Annotated in this window: 13 protein-coding genes; 8 read left to right on the top strand and 5 right to left on the bottom strand. The window is 44.1% G+C overall.

The window, feature by feature from the left end:
• The first annotated feature begins 50 nt into the window (after positions 1-50).
• From ACQY77_RS04140 to ACQY77_RS04125, 4 genes are read left to right on the top strand one after another with little or no spacing between them, the layout of a single operon-like run.
• Positions 51-1,694, top strand: coding sequence for a hypothetical protein (locus tag ACQY77_RS04140; protein ID WP_421939249.1), 1,644 nt, complete (start codon positions 51-53; stop codon positions 1,692-1,694).
• A gap of 11 nt (positions 1,695-1,705) precedes the next feature.
• A complete protein-coding gene (locus tag ACQY77_RS04135) occupies positions 1,706-2,059 on the top strand; it encodes a hypothetical protein (protein WP_421939250.1) in 354 nt (117 codons plus the stop codon).
• The gene (locus tag ACQY77_RS04130; RefSeq protein WP_421939251.1) at positions 2,056-3,318 is read left to right on the top strand and encodes a hypothetical protein; all 1,263 of its coding nucleotides are present in this window, start codon (positions 2,056-2,058) and stop codon (positions 3,316-3,318) included. The genes ACQY77_RS04135 and ACQY77_RS04130 overlap by 4 nt, the downstream gene beginning before the upstream one ends.
• A gap of 57 nt (positions 3,319-3,375) precedes the next feature.
• Positions 3,376-4,086, top strand: a complete 711-nt coding sequence (locus ACQY77_RS04125; RefSeq protein WP_421939252.1) for a DUF92 domain-containing protein — start codon at positions 3,376-3,378, stop codon at positions 4,084-4,086.
• Positions 4,087-4,134: 48 nt separating this feature from the next.
• Here ACQY77_RS04125 and ACQY77_RS04120 read toward each other — a convergent pair whose 3' ends face one another.
• On the bottom strand, positions 4,135-4,938 hold the full coding sequence (locus tag ACQY77_RS04120; RefSeq protein ID WP_421939253.1) for a DUF4262 domain-containing protein: 804 nt from the start codon (positions 4,936-4,938) through the stop codon (positions 4,135-4,137).
• Positions 4,939-5,081: 143 nt separating this feature from the next.
• Here ACQY77_RS04120 and ACQY77_RS04115 point away from each other — a divergent pair, with 143 nt between their 5' ends.
• Complete coding sequence (locus ACQY77_RS04115) at positions 5,082-5,930, top strand: NAD(P)-dependent oxidoreductase (RefSeq protein ID WP_421939254.1); 849 nt, start codon at positions 5,082-5,084, stop codon at positions 5,928-5,930.
• A 26-nt stretch (positions 5,931-5,956) separates the two neighbouring features.
• Here ACQY77_RS04115 and ACQY77_RS04110 read toward each other — a convergent pair whose 3' ends face one another.
• Together ACQY77_RS04110 and ACQY77_RS04105 are read right to left on the bottom strand one after the other, a co-directional pair.
• The gene (locus tag ACQY77_RS04110) at positions 5,957-6,655 is read right to left on the bottom strand and encodes a DUF1826 domain-containing protein (protein ID WP_421939255.1); all 699 of its coding nucleotides are present in this window, start codon (positions 6,653-6,655) and stop codon (positions 5,957-5,959) included.
• A 1,792-nt stretch (positions 6,656-8,447) separates the two neighbouring features.
• A complete protein-coding gene (locus tag ACQY77_RS04105) occupies positions 8,448-8,912 on the bottom strand; it encodes a hypothetical protein (protein ID WP_421939256.1) in 465 nt (154 codons plus the stop codon).
• Between the two features lie 838 nt (positions 8,913-9,750).
• On the opposite strand from ACQY77_RS04105, the gene ACQY77_RS04100 reads away from it, so the two are divergent.
• The 3 genes from ACQY77_RS04100 (at position 9,751) to ACQY77_RS04090 (ending at position 18,686) form a co-directional block, all read left to right on the top strand.
• Positions 9,751-17,151 carry a Calx-beta domain-containing protein gene (locus ACQY77_RS04100; protein ID WP_421939257.1) on the top strand — a complete coding sequence of 2,467 codons (7,401 nt, stop codon included), beginning with the start codon at positions 9,751-9,753 and terminating at the stop codon, positions 17,149-17,151.
• A gap of 12 nt (positions 17,152-17,163) precedes the next feature.
• On the top strand, positions 17,164-18,084 hold the full coding sequence (locus ACQY77_RS04095) for a PorP/SprF family type IX secretion system membrane protein (protein ID WP_421939258.1): 921 nt from the start codon (positions 17,164-17,166) through the stop codon (positions 18,082-18,084).
• A gap of 236 nt (positions 18,085-18,320) precedes the next feature.
• Positions 18,321-18,686, top strand: coding sequence for a SnoaL-like domain-containing protein (locus tag ACQY77_RS04090; RefSeq protein ID WP_421939259.1), 366 nt, complete (start codon positions 18,321-18,323; stop codon positions 18,684-18,686).
• 367 nt (positions 18,687-19,053) lie between these two features.
• On the opposite strand, the gene ACQY77_RS04085 is transcribed toward ACQY77_RS04090, so the two are convergent.
• Both ACQY77_RS04085 and ACQY77_RS04080 read right to left on the bottom strand, forming a co-directional pair.
• Positions 19,054-19,647, bottom strand: a complete 594-nt coding sequence (locus tag ACQY77_RS04085; protein WP_421939260.1) for a TetR/AcrR family transcriptional regulator — start codon at positions 19,645-19,647, stop codon at positions 19,054-19,056.
• Positions 19,648-19,667: 20 nt separating this feature from the next.
• Positions 19,668-21,314 (bottom strand): ABC-F family ATP-binding cassette domain-containing protein, encoded by a 1,647-nt coding sequence (locus ACQY77_RS04080; RefSeq protein ID WP_421939261.1) that lies wholly within the window; start codon positions 21,312-21,314, stop codon positions 19,668-19,670.
• Positions 21,315-21,400: the final 86 nt, after the last annotated feature.

The following is a 21,400-nucleotide window of genomic DNA, read 5'->3' as shown; positions in this document are numbered from 1 at the left end:
AAAAGATTTTCCAGCAAGGGAAACAAACCAAACATCTAAATACATCAAATATGCTCAAGCAATTTTTAAGACGCCCATTACGTTTATGTATCCCGCTTGCCTTGTTATTTAGTTTCCAGTTACGAGCCCAAACGGTTATAACCGAAAAGACAAAGACAAAGACGGTGACAGGTAATGTAGTCGTAACCGGAACCTCTCCAGAGATAGAGGTGGATCTTGGGCTTAACGCCTTTAGTAATATTCTTCCATTTGATACGCCATTTAAGATCAAACTTTCACTGAGCGATAAAACATTTGTCACCAGGGAGCAAGTTATAAATGTTAATGCCTACTACAACAAGATTACCCTGGCTACCAAACCGGATAAAGCTTTCATCGACAAAATCAAACTCGAACAAGCCAAGAATACGGAAGGGAAAAATTATATGTGGAGAAAAGCAGAAGGCACAAGGGCTGGCGCTGATGATGCATTTCATTTCTCTATTGGAAAACTCCCTCCCAACCGCGATTTTACCTTTATTTTTGAGTTTGAGCGAAAACTCACGCTGGAGGAGAAGAAAAAACTTCAGGAAATTACCCAGCAAAAACTGAGACCACTGATGAAGAGTTCAAATGGGACCTTTGAGTTCTCAGTGGAAAAGGTGAATTCAATCGTCATCCAAATTAAGGAAGCCCTTAGCGAATATCTCGCGAAATACAACCTGGCAACTCAGTACGCGAATGAAGCGGACAATCTTCGGATCAGCGAATCTGTGGAATTGCTTTCCAGTAATTATGAGGGGGAATTGCTGGCCAAAAATCAACTGGAGAAAACAGCGGTGTTACTGGAGGAATACCTGGAGACATTGGATCGTTTTACAACACAATATAAAATGTATGGTAAGGATGGGCAAAAAGCCAATAATCTTATTTCCTTAGGAAAGTTGTTAGCAATGTCTGCCTCACTGTTGGAAACGCCACTATCCAAGCCTTCGTTTTTGGCAGCCGATATCAGTAAACAGCAAACCGCTAATACCGCTTATCTTAAAGAATTAGACAATATAAAAATTGCTGGAAATAAAGAATTCGAAACAATAAAAGCTAATATTAAAGATGGTATTGAAGCATTGGCACATCATACAAAAGCCTTTGTTGATCAGGGCTTACAGGCTGGAAATGCCACTGTAGCAAAGGCTGCAACAATAGCAGATGTCATTGTTCAGAGCATTTTCGATTATACGATAGTTGCAGGGACAAGTTTTAACTCAGATTTTGTGACCAGGGCAAATACATACATCAGTGCTGACCTGGGACTCGCCTTAATCCCCTCGGCTGGTAAAATGGTCCCTTACCTGGGAACCAATATTTATTTTAGACCAGTGAACCGCAATGAAAAGGTTACCTGGTCAACCAACATGGCCAAGCGTGTTTCATTATTGGTTGGCTTGTCAGTAGGCAGTATAGCCAAACCCAATTACCGGGCCGACTTATTAGCCAATAGTATGAACCTGGTTACCGGTGTCGGATTTAGGGTAGCAAGTTTTGTACGGTTCAACGGTGGTTATGTATGGTTTACCAAAATTAATGATAACCCGTTGAATACTAATAATTCCATCGCAGGAAAACCATTCGTGTCGTTATCTTTTGATATCGATGTCAGAACCGTCTTTAGCGGCCTTTTTTCAGCTGACCAAGTAAAAATATTAAAACCCTAAATCATAAAGATATGTCATTTGTATACTTAAGCGAGATTACGCCAGATGTCCAGGAGATATCGCTGCCAGGCGAGATAACAGTGAACTTTACCATCTCGGGTGGCAAAGAGGTAGCTATTGATCTTTTCTATCAACTAAACCATAGTAATAATATTTACTTCCAGGATGGTAACAGTAAGTTCGTTAAGGAGCTTTCCAAGACTATGGTTCATAAAGGGGTAGATAAGAAAATGACGGTAAAACTCAAGCTCGAAAAGCTGGCAGATAGTCCTAAGGACTACAAATACTGCTTCATTTATGTGCAAGTAGTGAATAAAACAAATAAGCTTAGTGATATCAAACATTGCATGATCCGCTTTATATGAAAAAGCTAATTCACATTACACTTCTCGTTCTTGCTGCGTATTCTATAAGCTGTAAGGATGAACCTTTGGATTATTCAGGAGTAATTGTATTTGAAAATCCTTCAGAGGAAAAACTTGTTGCCGATAACCAGAGCACTTTAAAAGTTACCGTCCAAATAAAAGCAGATGCCGATCCAGATAAGCGAGATGTTGTTTTTTCAACCGATATTGGAACTTTTACCAATGGTACTTCAACAATTACCATTGTTGCCGGTCAGGACGGCAAAGCGACTACGTATCTCAAAAGTGGGGTTGCGGGCATTAATACTTTATATGCAAAGGTCAAGGAATTTAAAATTAGCAAGACGGTAACCTTCACAGCCTCGGCAGGCATATCGCTTGAAAACCCGGCATCGGAAACTTTGGCTGCTGATAATCTTTCCACACTAAAAATCGCAGCGCACATCAATCCTGCCACAGACCCGGCGAAACGCATAATAGTATTTACAACCGATCTGGGTACATTTGGCAACAATACCGCAACAGTTAGCCTGGTGGCTGATAACTCCGGTAATGCGGTAGCTTATTTGAAAGGAGCGACGACCGGTACAGCATCGGTACGTGTAGCAAACGAGGGGAGTATTGCAACCAAAGCGGTAAACTTTATCCTTCCCAATGCCGATAATTTGTTTACCGTTCAGCCAATCACCGACAATGTTGCCTCGGATAACGTTAGTACGGTAATGATAACCGCAATGGTAAATAAAAGCTTGCCGCTCTCGGCACAGAAAATTTCCTTTGAAACAGATCAGGGCTCTTTCGCAGCCGGGGGAAAAACAACTGAGATCGCCGCAGACCTGGATGGGAAAGTTGTAGCTTATCTAAAAAGTAATGAGCCGCTTGCAGCCCATATCGGCCTGTCCCTGGCAGGTGTAACAAGGCGATACACCGTTAATTTTATCAAGGCGCTGCCCGATTATATTCAGCTTTCTGCAGCGGCAACCTTAAGCGCAGCGTCAAACAGCAGCCTTCCGGTATCGATAACATTAAAGCGAAATGTGGGCAAACCAAATGCAGATATAGCTTTAGAGTATAGTGCGACAGATATCAATGGAGTAAATATCGGAACCTTCAGTCAGGGCACGCTCAGTACAGCAGAAGGTACCGCTACAGTTAACTTTAACAGTGGTACCAGTGGTTATAAAGGATTGGTTCGGATCACCGTTTGGGTAAAAGGATTGCCAACAGTTAAATCAACAGTTGATGTTACACTCATTTAAGAGAATTTAATATAAGTAGTATGCTTTTTGACCAAAACAATTCGAATATATTTGTGCATGTTCAACAGCAACATCTTATTGCCCCTTATCATTGTTTCTGGCATAGCTTATAGTGTACTGGCGAAAAAGCTGACGGTTTTTGCTGCTTTAACAGGTGGCGTACTGGCCTGGCTCATTTTTGCCGGTGCTGGTTATACAGGTGTTGCCATGATGACAACATTCTTTATCCTGGGTTCAGCCGCTACTTCCTGGAAGCGGGACTACAAACAGGCTTTTGCTGTGCCTGAAGAAGCCAGAAATGGCCGTAGTGCCTTGCAGGTTTTGGCCAATGCCGGAGCTGCTGCTATGGCCTGTGTTTTGATTCTGATTGATCCGCAGTTGAGCCATTGGATGTTGCCGGCCATGGCTGCTGCTTTTGCCTCGCCTACAGCAGATACCCTGTCTTCCGAATTGGGAATGGTGTATGGGAGAAGGTTTTTCAATGTCGTAACCTTCAGGCCCGACCGTTGCGGACAGGATGGGGTCATCAGTATAGAAGGTACATTGATTGGTGTTGCCGGAAGCAGCATCCTGGCCATTATTTACGCCCTGGGCTATGGCTGGAACATCAACTTTTTCTTTATCATCATAGCGGGCACACTGGGTAACCTTACCGATTCGTTTCTGGGGGCGCTGTTAGAACGCAAGGGGATAATCGGAAATAATCTGGTTAATTTTATCAATACGGTAACAGCATCGTTGGTGGTAATATTGTTAAATATCCTTTAGTTATAAGTAATAAAAGCTATCTATAACTTAATACTATTCACAACCCGTTTATTCTTCATCTTCAAATTTAGACCGGATCCATGGATCTCCAATAAACTTCCGTTCCGCCATTTCTCCGTACTCCAGGTCAAATAGTTGGTTTAAGGTGTTGTCCTTTGAAACCATGGCATGTAATGCCACTATTTTAATGTCCTCAGGCATTTGGTCGCCTGTTAAAAATTGCCAGTCGCCATCATGGTCATGAATCACTTGTAAAATGGGTTTGTGTTCTGCTAACCATTGCTGTGTTGTAAAGGCTGCCAGATTTTTATGTTCAGGAAATTTGAAGTCAGCATTTCTGTCAAGTAAAGGTTGCTTAAACTCAAATTCTTCTTCAAAATGTGTTTCCCATGGGAATTTATCATTTCGATCGGTCCAGATGAGCTGAAGCGCTTCAAATGGCTTATCTTCATAATAGTTTAAAGCAACGCTAAAATAGTCTCCTATATTTCGCTCATCTACTTTTAAAAAGGTCGCTTTGCTGTCTTTAAAAATTTCGGAATAGCTATTTCCGGCTGCTATTTTTAGCCCGGCCTTTATCATTTCGGCAACATCATTAATGATTTGATGCATCAGCTCAACAGATAAGCCAAAGCAAATAAGCTCGGGATGATGGTAAGTTTCCCATAAGCCTATGCTATAAGCAAAAGCGGGTGAGTAGTTGGTCGCATTCAGCATGATCACCTGATGACCATATTGCTGAATGTTTGACCTGGTTTCCTTTAATAATGTTTCCTTATCGGTGCAGGTATGTGGTTTATCGTTATTCACGTGGTGCTGAGGGCTGTGGTTAAAATGCTTTACAACATACAAAATTTTGCTAAAATGAGCCTAATGTTTAATATAAGTGGCGGAATGCTGGGTTACAGCAATGAACTTAAATCTGAGGGGAGAAGATTTTTCTTTGCTGGAAATGCCTGCCGTTCCTTACCTTTATCACATCAATAAAATATTCTATGAAAGCATATTTGGGAACCGGCCTTTTAGGGGCGAATTTTGTTAAGGCCATGCTCCGTCGTGGAGAAGAAGTACAAGTGTGGAACAGGACGGCATCAAAGGCGCAGGCCTTAGAAGCAGATGGAGCAAAAGCTTTCGAAAGCCCTTCAGAAGCAGTAAAAGGAGCAGATATTATCCACCTCACACTTAAAGATGATGCCACAGTAAATGAAGTACTGGCAGCCGCAAGCACTGGGTTTTCTCCGGCTGCGGTTATCATTGACCATACAACAACTTCGGTAGCGGGAGCCATTGAACGAACAGCATTTTGGAAAGATAAAGGATTCTGCTATTTGCATGCCCCGGTATTTATGGGACCTCCGAATGCGCTGGAAGGAAGTGGAAGCATGCTGGTGTCAGGAGATCAGGCCGTAATAGCGCAGCTTGGACCTGAACTGGAAAAAATGACTGGTAAACTCATCAATTTTGGTCCTGAAGAAGGAAAAGCAGCGGGAATAAAACTGGTTGGCAATCTTTTCCTGATCTCGCTTACAGCCGGACTTGCAGATGCACTTGGTCTTGCTAAAGCCCTGGGTATTGATGCGACAGATGTAGCTTCCTTGTTTGGTTCCTGGAACCCAGGCGCAGGCGTACCGGCAAGGTTCGACAAAATAAGGGCAGGTGATTTTAGTAAACCATCATGGGAACTGGATATGGCGAGAAAAGACGCTGGTTTGATGATGGAAGCCGCAGAAAAAAGTGGGGTAAACTTAACAGTACTGCCCGCGGTGGTAAGCCAGATGGATAACTGGATCGCAAAGGGGCACGGGGCAGATGACTGGAGTGTAATTGCCAAAGATAACCTTTAATAAAAAGCCCCAGGCTTTAATATCAGTTAACAAATCAGCAGTAGCCGGTATTCACCATCCCTTTCTACAGGTGCCCGATGGATACAGGGTAAAACTTGTTGCCCGGGATGTTGTACTGCTAATCTCCACAAATGACCAGATCCTAAATTGATGGGACTGGCATTTGGCTTGGACTGGTAATGCAGGTCAAAATAATATTCCCTTAAGAAGGCTTCAAAGTCCTCATCCGGGCCATTGTGTAAATCTTTAAGCTTTTCCCGAATTTCGGGAATCAAGACTTTTTGTACAGCCTGCTCATTGGGCAGGATGTCACTTGCGGCGCCATAGTAGGTACATAAAAAAGTATCGGTACCAATGGGCGATTGATCTACATGAAAGGAATATACATCCGTTGAAATAAAGTCGAAAGTTTCATCGCGTTCATAACTTTTAAGCAAGTTGAGAGCAGGTGAGGCGCCAAAATCAGTCAGCGATTGCATATCATTTAAAATAATCTCCCTGGCCAGCTGTCCCTGTTCAGATAGTTGCAGAGATAGCAGGTCATTTGCGGTAACTTCGGTAATGTTTTCTTTCAGCTGAAGCTTAGAAACAATTTCTTTGAAGTCGCCTTGCAGCTTTCTTTTCCAGCAAATGGCATTGATAGCGCCTTCAAAGTTGGCCGCGACCAGTTCAGCAAAATCAGTAACCACTTCAATCGGACTGCCATCAGAAAATGTATTGTTCATATACTTGCAAGATTGTCTGCATTTATTGCTGCGCAAAAATAAGGAACAAATAGCGGAGACGAGCCATTCTAGCTCAAATAACTGAGCTGGTAGATCGGTTCGATGCTGATTTATTCCTGCGAAGGAATGACGGTTTGCAAGGTTATGCGTTTTGCTAACTGCCGTTAAATAATTAACTGCCTTTCCCAGGTACGCCTCCGACCTGGCAGCATTTCGCCGGATAGGACATTTGAATGCTTGCAGTTTCAGCCGTTTACTTACTGCCCAAGGGAATAAGCAGCCTGGGCTGGATTTGTGTAATGGCAAGGCCTCTTATTACCGCTAATGGCATTCGGATGCTGCTAGCCAAGAAAGGATGCAAGCCTTTATTTTATTCATTAGTATTTATTGTTTTCAATGGCGTTCATGAGCTCGCTAAGGCTCGGTTTTGTTTCTTTTCTATCAAGAGAAAAGAAAGAGCCTTTCCGGCGGTGAGGAAGAAAAGGAATTATCTTGTCCTGGCCGGACGGGCGTCTTTCTTTTGACACCAAAAGAAACAAAAGTGTCGGCTTAAAACTATTCATTAGTGTTTATTTTCCTTGATGGTATTCATGAGGGCTACGCCGTTTTTCTTTGAAAGTTAGTGCTGTGGCGGGGGCAGTGCATCCCGAAAACTTTATTAGGCCGATCCGAGCGAAACGGAGAAACAGTGCTGAGGCCTGGCTGGGTGGCAAAGTAGGGAGGCCAAAGCGATGGTAATAAACTTTCTTTATGTAAGAATGACGGTTTGCAAGGTTATGCGTTTCGCTAGCTGCCGTTAAATAATTAACTGCCTTTTCCCAAGTACGCCTCCGGCCTGGCAGCATTTCGCCGGATAGGACATTTGAATGCTTGCAGTTTCAACCGTTTATCTACTGCTCAAGGGAATAAGCAGCCTGGGCTGGATTTGTGTAATGGCAAGGCCTCTTATTGCCGCTAATGGCATTCGGATGCTGCTAGCCAAGAAAGGATGCAAGCCTTGGGTTTTTGTTTCTTTTGGGCCAAGCCAAAAGAAAGAGCCCTTCCGGCGGTGAGGAAGAAAAGGAATTCTTTTGTCCTATTAAAGTCAGTGCTGAGGCCTAACTGGGTGGCGAAGCATGGTGGCAAAGCTATTGCGTTAAGAATTGAGTATTTGATCTTATATGTTCTTAAATGCCTTATATGGTTAAAATGCTCATGGGATTCTACGGTGTTTTACCGCCCCTGCCATCACACGGGCTTACACACCCCCTCCTTGAAAAAAGGAGGGAAGCTAAACTACGATAGCTACGCAGATACATGTTCGATGTTGATTGTTTAGGCGTTTCGCTAGCTGCCGTTAAATAATTAACTGCCTTTTCCCAGGTACGCTACCGGCCTGGCAGCATTTCGCCGGATAGGGTATTTGAATGCTTGCAGTTTCAACCGTTTACTTACTGCCCAAGGGAATAAGCAGCCTGGGGTGGATTTGTGTAATGGCAAGGCCTCTTATTACCGCTAATGGCATTCGGATGCTGCTAGCCAAGAAAGGATGCAAGCCTTGATGTTATTCATTAGTATTTATTGTTTTCAATGGCATTCATGAGCTCGCTAAGGCTCGGTTTTGTTTCTTTTCTATCAAGAGAAAAGAAAGAGCCTTTCCGGCGGTGAGGAAGAAAAGGAATTCTTTTGTCCTATTAAAGTCAGTGCTGTGGCGGGGGCAGTGCATCCCGAAAACTTTATTAGGCCGATCCGAGCGAAACGGAGAAACAGTGCTGAGGCCTGGCTGGGTAGTAAAGCATGTTTTTCAGGATCCTTAACAGCTTATCCTGATGGCCAATTGCCTTCCTTCCTGAAGAGCCTTCTTGTCCATTGCAATTCCAATCATAAGCCCGATTAACATACCAATGGGAAGGCCAGTTCCGAGCAAGCCAATGTTACCAATACTTAAACCAAAGGCAACACCAATGGGTAGCCCAATTCCCGACATGCCAAGCAACATCCACATGCCTTGATAATAACGTTCCGGGACAATCTTGAGTTGCTGTTCCAGCTGTTTTAAGGTTTCTTTTTGAACCTGATTGATAAGCTTTATTAGCGGAGTACCAGACAATGTTGAGTTGTTAATGATTTGAATCCGTTCATTGATCTTGGAGCAAATATCAGCAGGTAAGGCTTTCTTTTCCAACTCCATGAGCAGTGCTCCGAATTGATCGTAAACCTTTTTTAACTTCATGTCTTCAGAAGTATACTGTCTGTCTTTTAAGGGGATGAAATGCATTGGCGTGATAATTTAGTTGAGGCCTTGTAAATGAGCTTTCTAATGGTTTGTAATCGGTTCTGATAAGCCTCGATGAACAAATATATAAAAATGTCACTCATTGGTGATACAATTAAATCACTTGTTTTATTTTTTTCTAAATGGTTTAAAACCTGCACCAGGTTAAAGAACTATTTGTGGTCTTTACAGCTTCCATGTTTTTCTTATCCTGGTCACCCATATATGGTGTTTTGAAGTCTGTCGTACGTTTAATCAGCTGTTTTTACTCCAGGAGAAGTTACCTGATTACAATTTTTAAAGCGTATTCATAATTTTATATAATTGTAAATCAGTAACCTATGAAACTGATGTCTTTTGTAACAAGGTTTTTTACATAAAAACGTATTTTTCTCCAAAAAAAGGTTTAAAATTGCGGAAAATACGATGTATTACTACTAATACACCGATATTCTTGCAGCCAAACAATTTTCGTCTATCTTTTAATTAACGCTATGAGCTCCCAGGTAATGCAACATTACGATTGGTGTATTGTGAACGTGCGGACCGAAGGGTCGCATGATCCTGCTATCCGATGCAATTTAACAATTGATACAATTCTGTTGCCACTGTTTACTACCTGACTTTAACCTCATATTCAGCTCTATTCCGTCAAAATCTATCCCCGATTCTATATAATGAAAAGCCTAAATTTTAGCGCATTACAGGCGCAAGCTGTATCCATACCCATCGGTGCAGCCATGCCGAAATATTCAGGCCCTTTGGAGCCCCAATTCTTTATCCCGAATACTTTTCTAATCCGATTATAACATTTCTTTTTTAAAACTATCCCTACTTACAAATGAAAAGACTACTACTTAGCAGCCTTATTATGTTACGGGTTTCCAGTTTGTGCGCCTCCGATCATTATCGGCCCGGCCATACTGCTAACCGGTCTGATTTGCCCTATCCGGCAATCTATTCGAGTGCAAACCTGCGGGTAAGCAACAAACACCACGCGCCAAACGGAACGCTGAGTGTGCAGGCTAATGCCAATGCTACCGAAGGAGGAGCAGCAGGAAGCTTTACCATTAAACTCCCGGCAGGTGTTACCGCCATTAATCCAATAACGGTAAACTATACGCTGGGGGGCACAGCCACAGCAGCTGATTATAACGCGTTGACCGGAACAGCTATTATTGCTGCCGGCCAGAATGGTGTAACCATAACGGTAACTGCGGCAGATGATAAAATTATTGAGCTTACAGAATCCCTAACCTTAACCGTTACAGGTGGTAACGATGGCCTTGATGCCTTTGTTCCTGAAGCTGGCAGTGAAACCGCTTCTTTGGATATTGTAGATGATGATAATACCTTAGCCAAAAGAACCCTGCGCATTGTGAGGACCGGCCATGCAGGCGAACCCGCTACCAACGGTGGCTTTAGCATCCAGTTAATGGATGCCAGTGTCCCGGTATCGTCAGAAGACATTACCGTAAACTATACCGTAGCAGGTACCGCTACCCCAGGCGTTGATTATACCGCCTTAACTGGTAGTGTGGTTATTCCTGCCGGACAAAACAGTGTTCCGCTAAATGTACAGGTTATTGACGACTGGTATATGGAAGCGACCGAAACGGTAATTGTAAACATCACTGGAGGAAGCTCTGCCAGTTTTACCTTCCCGGCTTCAGCTACAGCAGCATCGAACACTGCAACAGCCAATATTACCGATGAGGACAATACGCCTGCAAACAGGGTAGTAACGCTGAGCAAAACTGCTGATGCTGCAGAGCCATCAACCAACGGAAACTACAGGGTAAGTTTACCATCCAACATCCTATGCCCGGTAAATATTAACGTAACTTACTTTGTTAATGCTGCGAGCACGGCTACCGGAGCCGGAACAGACTACCTGCCTTTTAGTACCATTGTTATCCCGGCAGGCCAGAATTATGTAGATATACCCCTTAGAGTAGTTAATGATGGGATCATTGAAAATACCGAGACCATCATCTTTGCACTAACAGGCACAAGTACTGCCGGTTTCGGTTCTGCTATTACGGCGAATTCTACCCCGGTTACCATGAACATTGCCGACGATGACAATACCGCTGCCAACCGCGTGGTAGAAGTAACCGTGGACCGTGATGGAGTAGAAGGAGGAGTTGGATTGCGGTTTAAAATTGCTTTCCCAACCGGAATTATCCCTTCAGAAAACACAACCGTTAACTATACCGTAACGGGTACAGCTGTAAAAGGTACCGATTACACGCCTTTAGCCACTCATTTCAGTGGTTCTACAATCATTACCACGAGCGGATCTGGTGCAAATGCAGTAGTAGCCAATGTAGTAGATGATAGCATTATAGAAGGATTGGAAAATGTGGTGATGACCATTACCAGCGTTACCTCTCCGGGTTTCACCTATACCTTTGGTCCTGCGGCTACCGCTACCATAACCGATAACGATGCTGTAGCGGCTAACCAGGTATTGGCGATAAGCAAAACGGCCGACGGTGCAGAGCCCGGTACCAGCGCCGCTTTCCAAATCAGCTTACCTTCGGGGCTAACCGCTGCCGAAGACATTACGGTAAACTATACCTTAGGCGGAACGGCTACTAAAGGTGCAGACTATGCTGATCCGGGCAGTACGGTAATTATTCCAGCTGGCCAGAACAGTGTTCCGGTAGCGATAAACGTTACCAACGATCAGTTGATAGAAGGTGATGAAACAGTGATCCTGACCATAACAGGAGGTACTTCTGCCAGCTTAACTTACACCGCAGATGCGACCAACCCAAGTGCCACTGCCACGATCGGTGATGATGAAAACATCCCGGCTAACCGGGTACTGAGCATGGCTAAAACGGCAGATGCGGCCGAGCCTTCAACCAATGGAAGCTTTAGCATCAGTTTGCCAGCAGGCATTACAGCAGGATCGGATATTACAGTTAATTATACTGTTTCCGGTTCGGCAACAGCCGGAACAGATTACACCGCCTTGAGCGGAACAGCCATTATCCCGGCAGGACAAAACAGTGTGGCGGTTACCGTAACTGCAAATGATGACAATGCCATTGAGTTAACGGAAACCGTTGTACTTACAGTTACAGGCGGTACAGCCACCGGCTTAACTTATACAGCAGCAACAGGCAGTGAAAGCGCCTCATTGGATATTACAGACAACGACAATACCCTGGCCAAAAGAACCCTGCGCATTGTGAGGACTGCCCATGCAGGCGAGCCCGCTACCAATGGTAGCTTTAGCATCCAGTTAATGGATGCCAGTGCCCCGGTATCATCAGAAGACATTACCGTAAACTATACCGTAGCAGGTACCGCTACGCCAGGCGTTGATTATACCGCCTTAACTGGTAGTGTGGTTATTCCTGCCGGACAAAACAGTGTTCCGCTAAATGTACAGGTTATTAACGACTGGTATATGGAAGCGACCGAAACGGTAATTGTAAACATCACCGGAGGAAGCTCTGCCAGTTTTACCTTCCCGGCTTCAGCTACAGCAGCTTCGAACACTGCAACAGCCAATATTACCGATGAGGACAATACGCCTGCAAACCGGGTAGTAACGCTGAGCAAAACTGCTGATGCAGCAGAGCCATCAACCAATGGAAACTACAGGGTAAGTTTACCACCCAACATCCTATGCCCGGTAAATATTAACGTCACTTACTTTGTTAATGCTGCGAGCACGGCTACCGGAGCCGGAACAGACTACCTGCCTTTTAGTACCATTGTTATCCCGGCAGGCCAGAACTATGTAGATATACCGGTTAGGGTAGTTAACGATGGGATCATTGAAAATAACGAAACCATCATCCTTGCCTTATCAGGCACAAGTACTGCCGGTTTCGGTTCTGCTATTACTGCGAATGCGATCCCGGTTACCATGAACATTGCCGATGATGACAATACCGCTGCCAACCGCGTGGTAGAAGTAACCGTGGACCGTGATGGAGTAGAAGGAGGAGTTGGATTGCGGTTTAAAATTGCTTTCCCAACCGGAATTATCCCATCAGAAAACACAACCGTTAACTATACCGTAACGGGTACAGCCGTAAAAGATGCTGATTACACGCCTTTAGCCACTCATTTCAGTGGTTCTACAATCATTACCACGAGCGGATCTGGTGCAAACGCAGTAGTGGCCAATGTAGTGGACGATAGCATTATAGAAGGATTGGAAAATGTGGTGATAACCATTACCAGCGTTACCTCTCCGGGTTTTACCTATATCTTTGGTCCTTCGGCTACCGCTACCATAACCGATAACGATGCCGTAGCGGCTAACCAGGTATTGGCGGTAAGCAAAACAGCCGACGGTGCAGAGCCCGGTACCAGCGCCGCTTTCCAAATCGGCTTGCCTTCGGGGCTGACCGCTGCCGAAGACATTACGGTAAACTATACCTTAGGCGGAACGGCTACTAAAGGTGCAGACTATGCTGATCCGGGCAGTACGGTAATTATTCCAGCTGGCCAGAACAGTGTTCCGGTAGCGATAAACGTTACCAACGATCAGTTGATAGAAGGTGATGAAACAGTGATCCTGACCATAACAGGAGGTACTTCTGCCAGCTTAACTTACACCGCAGATGCGACCAACCCAAGTGCCACTGCCACGATCGGTGATGATGAAAACATCCCGGCTAACCGGGTACTGAGCATGGCTAAAACGGCAGATGCGGCCGAGCCTTCAACCAATGGAAGCTTTAGCATCAGTTTGCCAGCAGGCATTACAGCAGGATCGGATATTACGGTTAATTATACCGTTTCGGGTTCTGCAACAGCCGGAACAGACTATGCTGCCTTGAGCGGAACAGCCATTATCCCGGCAGGGCAGAACAGTGTAGCGCTAACTGTAGCTGCAAATGATGATAATATTATTGAGGCAACAGAAACAGTAGTGTTGAACCTTACAGGGGGCACAACAGGAAGCGGACTTTTGTTCACACCAGTATCGGGTGCCACCACAGCATCACTGGATATTGCAGACAATGACAATACCCTGGCCAAAAGAACCCTGCGCATTGTAAGGACTGCCCATGCAGGCGAACCCGTTACCAATGGAGGCTTTAACATCCAGTTAATGGATGCCAGTGCCCCGGTATCATCAGAAGACATTACCGTAAACTACACCGTAGCAGGTACCGCTACGCCAGGCGTTGATTATACCGCCTTAAGTGGTAGTGTGGTTATCCCTGCCGGACAAAACAGTGTTCCGCTAAATGTACAGGTTATTGACGACTGGTATATGGAAGCGACCGAGACGGTGATTGTAACCATCACTGGAGGAAGCTCTGCCAGTTTTACCTTCCCGGCTTCAGCTACTCCAGCTTCGAACACTGCAACCGCCAATATTACCGATGAGGACAATACGCTTGCAAACAGGGTTTTAACGCTGAGCAAAACTGCTGATGCTGCAGAACCAGGTACAAACGGAAATTATAGGGTAAGCTTACCGCCGAACATCCTTTGTCCGGTGAATATTAACGTCACTTACTTTGTTAATGTGGCCAGCACCGCTACCGGAGCAGGTACAGATTACCTGCCTTTGGGTACAATTGTTATTCCGGCAGGACAGAATTATGTAGATATACCGGTTAGGGTGGTTAACGATGGAATCATTGAAAATACCGAGACCATCATCCTTGCCTTATCAGGTACAAGTACTGCCGGTTTCGGTTCTGCTATTACTGCGAATGCGATCCCGGTTACCATGAACATTACAGACGATGACAATACAGTTGCCAACCGTGTGCTAAGCATTGCTAAAACAGCAGATGCCGCAGAGCCATCAACCAACGGAGGCTTTAGCATCAGCTTGCCAGCAGGCATTACCGCCACAGAAAATGTTACCGTTAATTATACAGTAGCAGGTTCGGCCACAGCCGGAACAGATTATACCGCATTAAGCGGATCGGTGATTATCCCGGCAGGGCAGAACAGTGTGGCCATTCCGGTATTGGTTACGAACGATAACATCATTGAAGGTACTGAAACCCTGGTTGCAACCTTAACGGGAGCGACTTCAGCCAGTTTCAGCTTTAGTGCAGCGGGTAACGCAACAGTTAATATTGCGGATGATGAAAACATCGCGGCTAACCTGGCGCTAAGCATTGCTAAAACAGCAGATGCCGCAGAGCCATCAACTAACGGAAGTTTCACCATCAGCTTGCCAGCAGGTATTACCACCATAGAAAATGTTACCGTTAATTATACAGTAGCAGGTTCGGCAACAGCCGGAACAGATTATACCGCATTAAGCGGATCGGTGATTATCCCGGCAGGGCAGAACAGTGTGGCCATTCCGGTATTGGTTACGAACGATAACATCATCGAAGGTACTGAAACCCTGGTTGCAACCTTAACAGGAGCGACTTCAGCCAGTTTCAGCTTTAGTGCAGCGGGTAACGCAACAGTTAACATTGCGGATGATGAAAACATCGTGGCTAACCTGACGCTAAGCATTGCTAAAACAGCAGATGCCGCAGAGCCATCAACTAACGGAAGTTTCACCATCAGCTTGCCAGCAGGTATTACTGCTACAGAAAACATTACGGTTAATTATACAGTGGCAGGTTCGGCAACAGCCGGAACAGATTATACCGCATTAAGCGGATCAGTGATTATCCCGGCAGGGCAGAACAGTGTGGCCATTCCGGTATTGGTTACGAACGATAACATCATCGAAGGTACTGAAACCCTTGTTGCAACCTTAACAGGAGCTACATCTACCAGCTTCAGCTTTAGTGCAGCCGGTAACGCAACAGTTAATATCGCTGACGATGAAAACATTGCGGCTAACCTGGCGCTAAGCATTGCTAAAACAGCAGATGCAGCAGAGCCATCAACCAACGGAAGTTTTAGCATCAGCTTGCCAGCAGGTATTACCGCCACAGAAAATGTTACCGTTAATTATACAGTGGCAGGTTCGGCCACAGCCGGAACAGATTACACCGCATTAAGCGGATCGGTGATTATCCCGGCAGGGCAGAACGCTGTAAGTATTCCGTTGGTGGTTAAGGATGATAACCTTTATGAAGATCCGGAAACTGTGAGTTTAAGCTTAACAGGCGGAACCTCTTCACAATTTACTTTTGTTCCTGCTGTTGGTGCTGCTACAGCAATTGCGACTGTTGCAGATAATGATAAGAAAGACCAGGTAATTATTTTCACTGCGCTACCAGGTAAAACTTTAGGCGATGCAGCATTTACGCTTAACGCCACCGGAGGTGCTTCAGGAAATCCGGTTACCTATACCAGTTCTAATCCGGCAGTAGCCACAATCACTGGAAATACAGTAACCATTATAGGTGTAGGTACGGCTAACATTACCGCTTCTCAGGCGGGTAATGCCACTTACCATGCAGCAACAGATGTTATGCAAGTATTAACCGTGGCATTTCCGCCAAATACTGCACCAACCCTCGCAACTATTGCCAATCAGCAGCAGTGTTTATCCACTAATGCACAAACAATTGCGCTAAGCGGTGTTACAGCAGGTACAGAGCAAAACCAAAGCACCACGATTAGTGTAAGTACCGATAACCCGGCGTTATTTTCGACACTTTCAGTAGCAGCGCTTACGGGTGGTAACGCGGTATTAAACTATACTTTGAGTGGCATTGCAGGTACTGCATCAATTACCGTGACGGTGAAAGACAATGGCGGCACGCAAAATGGAGGTACAGATACCTTTAGCCGTACTTTCAGTTTCTCAGCTATCGCATTACCAAAACTTCAAATTGTAGCTTCAGCAGGAACAACCATAAGTAAAGGGCAAACGATAACGCTGAGTGCGAGCGGTGCAACAGCATATGTTTGGGAAAATGCATCGGGTATTATCAGCGGACAACAATCGGCTGCATTAACGGTACGCCCGGCACAAACCACCACTTATACCGTAACCGGAACCAACGCTTCTGGCTGTACCAGTACAACAAGTATTACCATTACGGTTAATGAAGACTATAACCTGGTTGCCAATAATGTGCTTACCCCGAATGGTGACGGAAAGAACGACTTCTTTGTAGTTAAGAACATTGACATGTATCCAAACAATGAGGTACGCATATTTGACCGTGCCGGAAGAGAAGTGTACGGTAAAAAGGGCTATAACAATGAATGGGATGGTACTATCAATGGAACTCCATTAGATGAAAACACCTATTACTACATTATAGATCTCGGTAAAAACGTGAAGCCGCTTAAAGGCTTTATCACTATTGTTAGAAAATATTAATACATCAGTACAATGAAAATAATCAATAAGTATATGGATAAGGTATTAATCCGACTCAGTATGGCGATGCTCTTAATTACTTCTGCTTTTGTAGAAAGTAGGGCACAGCTTAATCCGATGAGTGCGGTATATTATCAAAATCAATACCTGGGCAATCCTGCAATGGCGGGATTGAAACAGCAATTAACCCTAAACGCAGGCCTGCGTTCGCAGTTCAGTACCATACCAGGCATGCCTTTTAGCCAGTTTGTAACGGCCGACTATGGTTTCGCTGATAAGGTTGCCCTGGGCTTGCAGGTAAATAATGATCGTGCCGGGCTCCTGAAACGCACACGTGCATCAGCATCCTTTGCCTATCATTTGCCATTAGATCAAGGTAGTCGCAGGCTAAGTTTTGGCCTGTCGGCTTCATTTGCCGATGAGGACATTAACCTTGCAGATTTAAAGGGAGATATGGATGATATGGACGTTTATAATGTTAACCAGCGGAAAACTTATCTGGACGCTGACTTTGGAATGGCCTACAGCAGCAACAGACTCCAGATACAAGGTGCAGTAAGCAATATGAAACGCCTGCTTAAAAAAGATGCTTACCAGGCAGCCGATATGCCGGTATTTTTTACGGCTATCAGCTACAAAGTACCCACAAACTTTGCCACAGTAGAACCTAAGGTGGTGTACAGGGGCATTAAAGGTTATGATAATATCGTGGATGCAGGTGTAAATCTGGAATTTAATTCTCCAACCGTTAATAAAGTAAACCTGCTTGGCCTTTACCACAGTACAGGCAGTGCCACTTTCGGGATAGGTGTTAACTGGAACAATAAGCTAATCATTAATGGTATGTATACTACCAATACCTCCGCTTTAAAAGGGTATACTGCCGGAGATTACGAAATTGGAATTAGCTATAGCATTACCCGTAATAAATAGTATTTCTGTTTAAAATAATCTTTCAGAATCCATATAAATCCCGGTTACATTAAGTAGCCGGGATTTTTTGTTTATGCATGTGGAATATGCTTGAGGGATAACAATATTAAGCAGCTAATTGATCATGGTGCTAAAGGATAATCCTGTGTATTTGAAAAATACAGGTCAAATTAATTGATTTTTAACACATTATGGCTGTAGCGATTGTTAAATAATCACAATTAAAATATAGATATATGAGTACAAAAGAGGTTGCGGATAGACTTGTTCAGTTATGCCGTGAAAATAAGCATGATCAGGCGATAGATGAGCTATACGCTGAAGCGGTAAAAAGCAAAGAGCCTGCAGGGTCGCCTATGGAATTTACAGAAGGCAAGGCTGCGGTTAAAAATAAAACCATTCAATGGGAGCAAAGTGTTTCAGAAATTCACAGTTCAGTTGTTTCTGATCCACTCGTTGCCGATAACCATTTCGCCATTGTGATGGATATTGATGCGACTTACAAAGCACATGGCCGGATACAAATGAGTGAAATTTGTGTATATGAAGTTAAAGATGGAAAGATTATTGCCGATGAGTTTTTTTACCGGATGAACGGATAGGCCACTGCGCTAAAACCTTGCCCCATGGTGCTTAACTATAGCTTTTCTATTGTGTATCTGTAAAAGGATTGAGACATGCTTCAGATAAGGGATAAGTGTATTTAAGCTGTGCTTAGATATAGGCGGATACCTTGACTTGGGTTGGACTTACCCTGGACTTGACTTGGACTTAAGTTGGACTTGCAGGGCCGTATATGCGCGGTTTTCTGTAGATTGGCCTATGGCAAATTCCGAATACTAAAGTTACGAAAAAATTGCTGATGCAAAGGAAATACCCCAAAATTTTAAGGAAAATTAAGGCCAGGGTATCCACGACTCTTATAGATAAAACCATTGGCCTCAAGCAGCTTCTGGCAGGATCAGGGATTTAGTTTTTTTTAAATAGCATGGTTAGAATGATCTCCTTACGTTGTTTGATGAGCAATGCAAAATCACCTGACGACACCTGAAACAACTGCTGGTAAAGCGGTGCCATAATCAAAGGGTAGGAGAGCAATGAAAAAAGGTTCATTAAAAAGTGTAAGGGATCCATTGGTTCAAGGCTTCCCTTATCCATTTCATGCTTCACCTCTGCTAAAAAGGTGTTTACAGGGCCGGCCTGTATGTCGTTCATGAGTGCTTTGCCCAGGGTATTGATTTCGGTAACCAGAAAAGTCTCCTGATAAGGAAAAGCAATCATATCCTTTAAAAACACCTCGATAAGGCTTGCTATTTTCTCTTTGAAAGGCTTTTTTGCTTCCATGCATTCGTTTAAACGCTGGCTAAGCCCCTGCATCGCTTCCTTGAAAACGGCTTCTAACAGTAAATCCCTTGAACGGAAATAGTAATGGAGAGATGTTCTGTTAACGCCTGCGGCATCTGCTATTTCCTGTGTGGTGGCATGGAGTTTTCCCTCAGCAAAAAAAAGTCTTTTTGCTGTTTCTTTAATGAGGTTTTCCGTACCTGTATTTTTAATTGGCATCTTCTCTGTTTTAGAATGTTTTAACTCAAAATAATACTTTTATTTATCCCAATTTCATTTATAAAGTAATCATCATGCGAAATGACCAATAATGTGCCTTCAAAATCCTTTACTGCAGCAGTAAGAATTTCCAGGCTCTGCACATCAAGGTTGTTTGTCGGCTCATCCAGTATCAGGATATCTGGCGCTTGGTTGCTTACCGAAAGGCAGCATAAACCCAGTTTCATTTTTTCCCCTCCGCTTAAGCCCTCACATTTCCTGTCGAAAGCTGCCGCATCGAACTGTGAATAAATCAGCAATGCTTTAATTTCATGTTCCTGCAAGCCCCTCGTATTGTAATGCTGTACCTGCTCGTATATGCTAAGCTTAGGATTAATCAGGGTATAATCCTGATCGAGGTAAAGATAAGAAAATTCGGCACGGCTAAAATTACCCCCCAACGCCTCTAAATTGCCCGTAATGATTTTTAGTAAAGTGGTTTTGCCCGATCCGTTTTTCCCTTCAATACGGATACGCTCTCCCGACCGGATCTGAAAGCTGAGTTCGCTCCATAATGGTTTTGCCTGGTAAGCGAAATAAAGGTTTTGTGCATCAACCAGTACTTTCCCGGGGTGTAGCCCAGAAGCCCTGATATTAATCTGGAGCACCTGGTATTGAAGGATCTGCGATTTGGTTTCACGCATAATTTCGGCCAGGTTGGAAATCTTTTCATTGTGCGCATCCAGAACTTTAGCAGTACTTCGCTCTGATTTGCTTTTTAACCCACCGGCAATAATGCGGGGCATAGAATTGCCTTGACCTGCAGACCTTCCCCTCGATTCCTGAATCTGTCTTTTATAAGCCACCTCACGGGCCTTTTTTTCTGTTTGTTTTAATGTTTTTACCTGCTCATTCAACTGGGTATTCAGCGCGTTTACCTGTTCTTCTTTCTGCTGCTGGTAAAATTCAAAGTTCCCGCCAAAAACAGTTATACCTTTCTTGCTCAGTTCCAGGGTTTTGTTCATCAGGTTCAGCAATGACCGGTCATGACTCACCACGAGTATTGTAGCCTTACTTTGTACAATTAAATTGTAGAGTTTCTTTCGCGTGCCGGCATCAAGATGGTTGGAAGGCTCATCTAAAAGAATAAGCTCAGGTTCATGCAAATCCAGCGCTGCCAGAAATACTTTTGTTTTCTGTCCACCACTTAAATTACCCAGCTTTTCATCCAGACTAAAATCTTCCAGTCCCCACTTTTGAAGTGCAGCTTCTACTTTTTTCTCTATTTCCCAATCGTCATCCAGGTTTGTAAAGTGCTGCGGGTCTGCACTGCCACCGAGTATGGCTTGCAAAGCAGCTAGTTTTTTATCCATTCTAAGGGCTTCAGCAATGGTTATCTGATCATATTCACCCAGATGCTGCGGTACATACCAGGGTTTTTCGCCAGCGGAAATTTCTCCCGAAGTTGGTAGCATTATGCCGGCCATCATTTTTAGCAATGTTGACTTTCCAACACCGTTAATGCCAACCAATGCCGCTTTCTCTCCCCTGGTTATGCTGAGGTTAAGCTCGAAAAAGAGTTCCTGGTTATCAGGATGGATATACGTTAGTGACTTGATTGTTAAGCTCATGGGATAATTGTAAGGTGTAATGGATAGAGCGAGGGCAAAGATATATATATTATTCATTTTTGTTTAACAAAATTGTCAAATAAAAATGAACATACCTTTTCCTTTAGCAAATATGATTGGATTGCAGATCTGATAACTAGAAA

Origin of the sequence: Pedobacter sp., assembly GCF_965279535.1 — a bacterium.
Taxonomy (GTDB): Bacteria; Bacteroidota; Bacteroidia; order Sphingobacteriales; family Sphingobacteriaceae; genus Pedobacter.
Note: the sequence above shows the minus strand (reverse complement) of the source record. Positions and strands in the feature narration are given on the sequence as shown.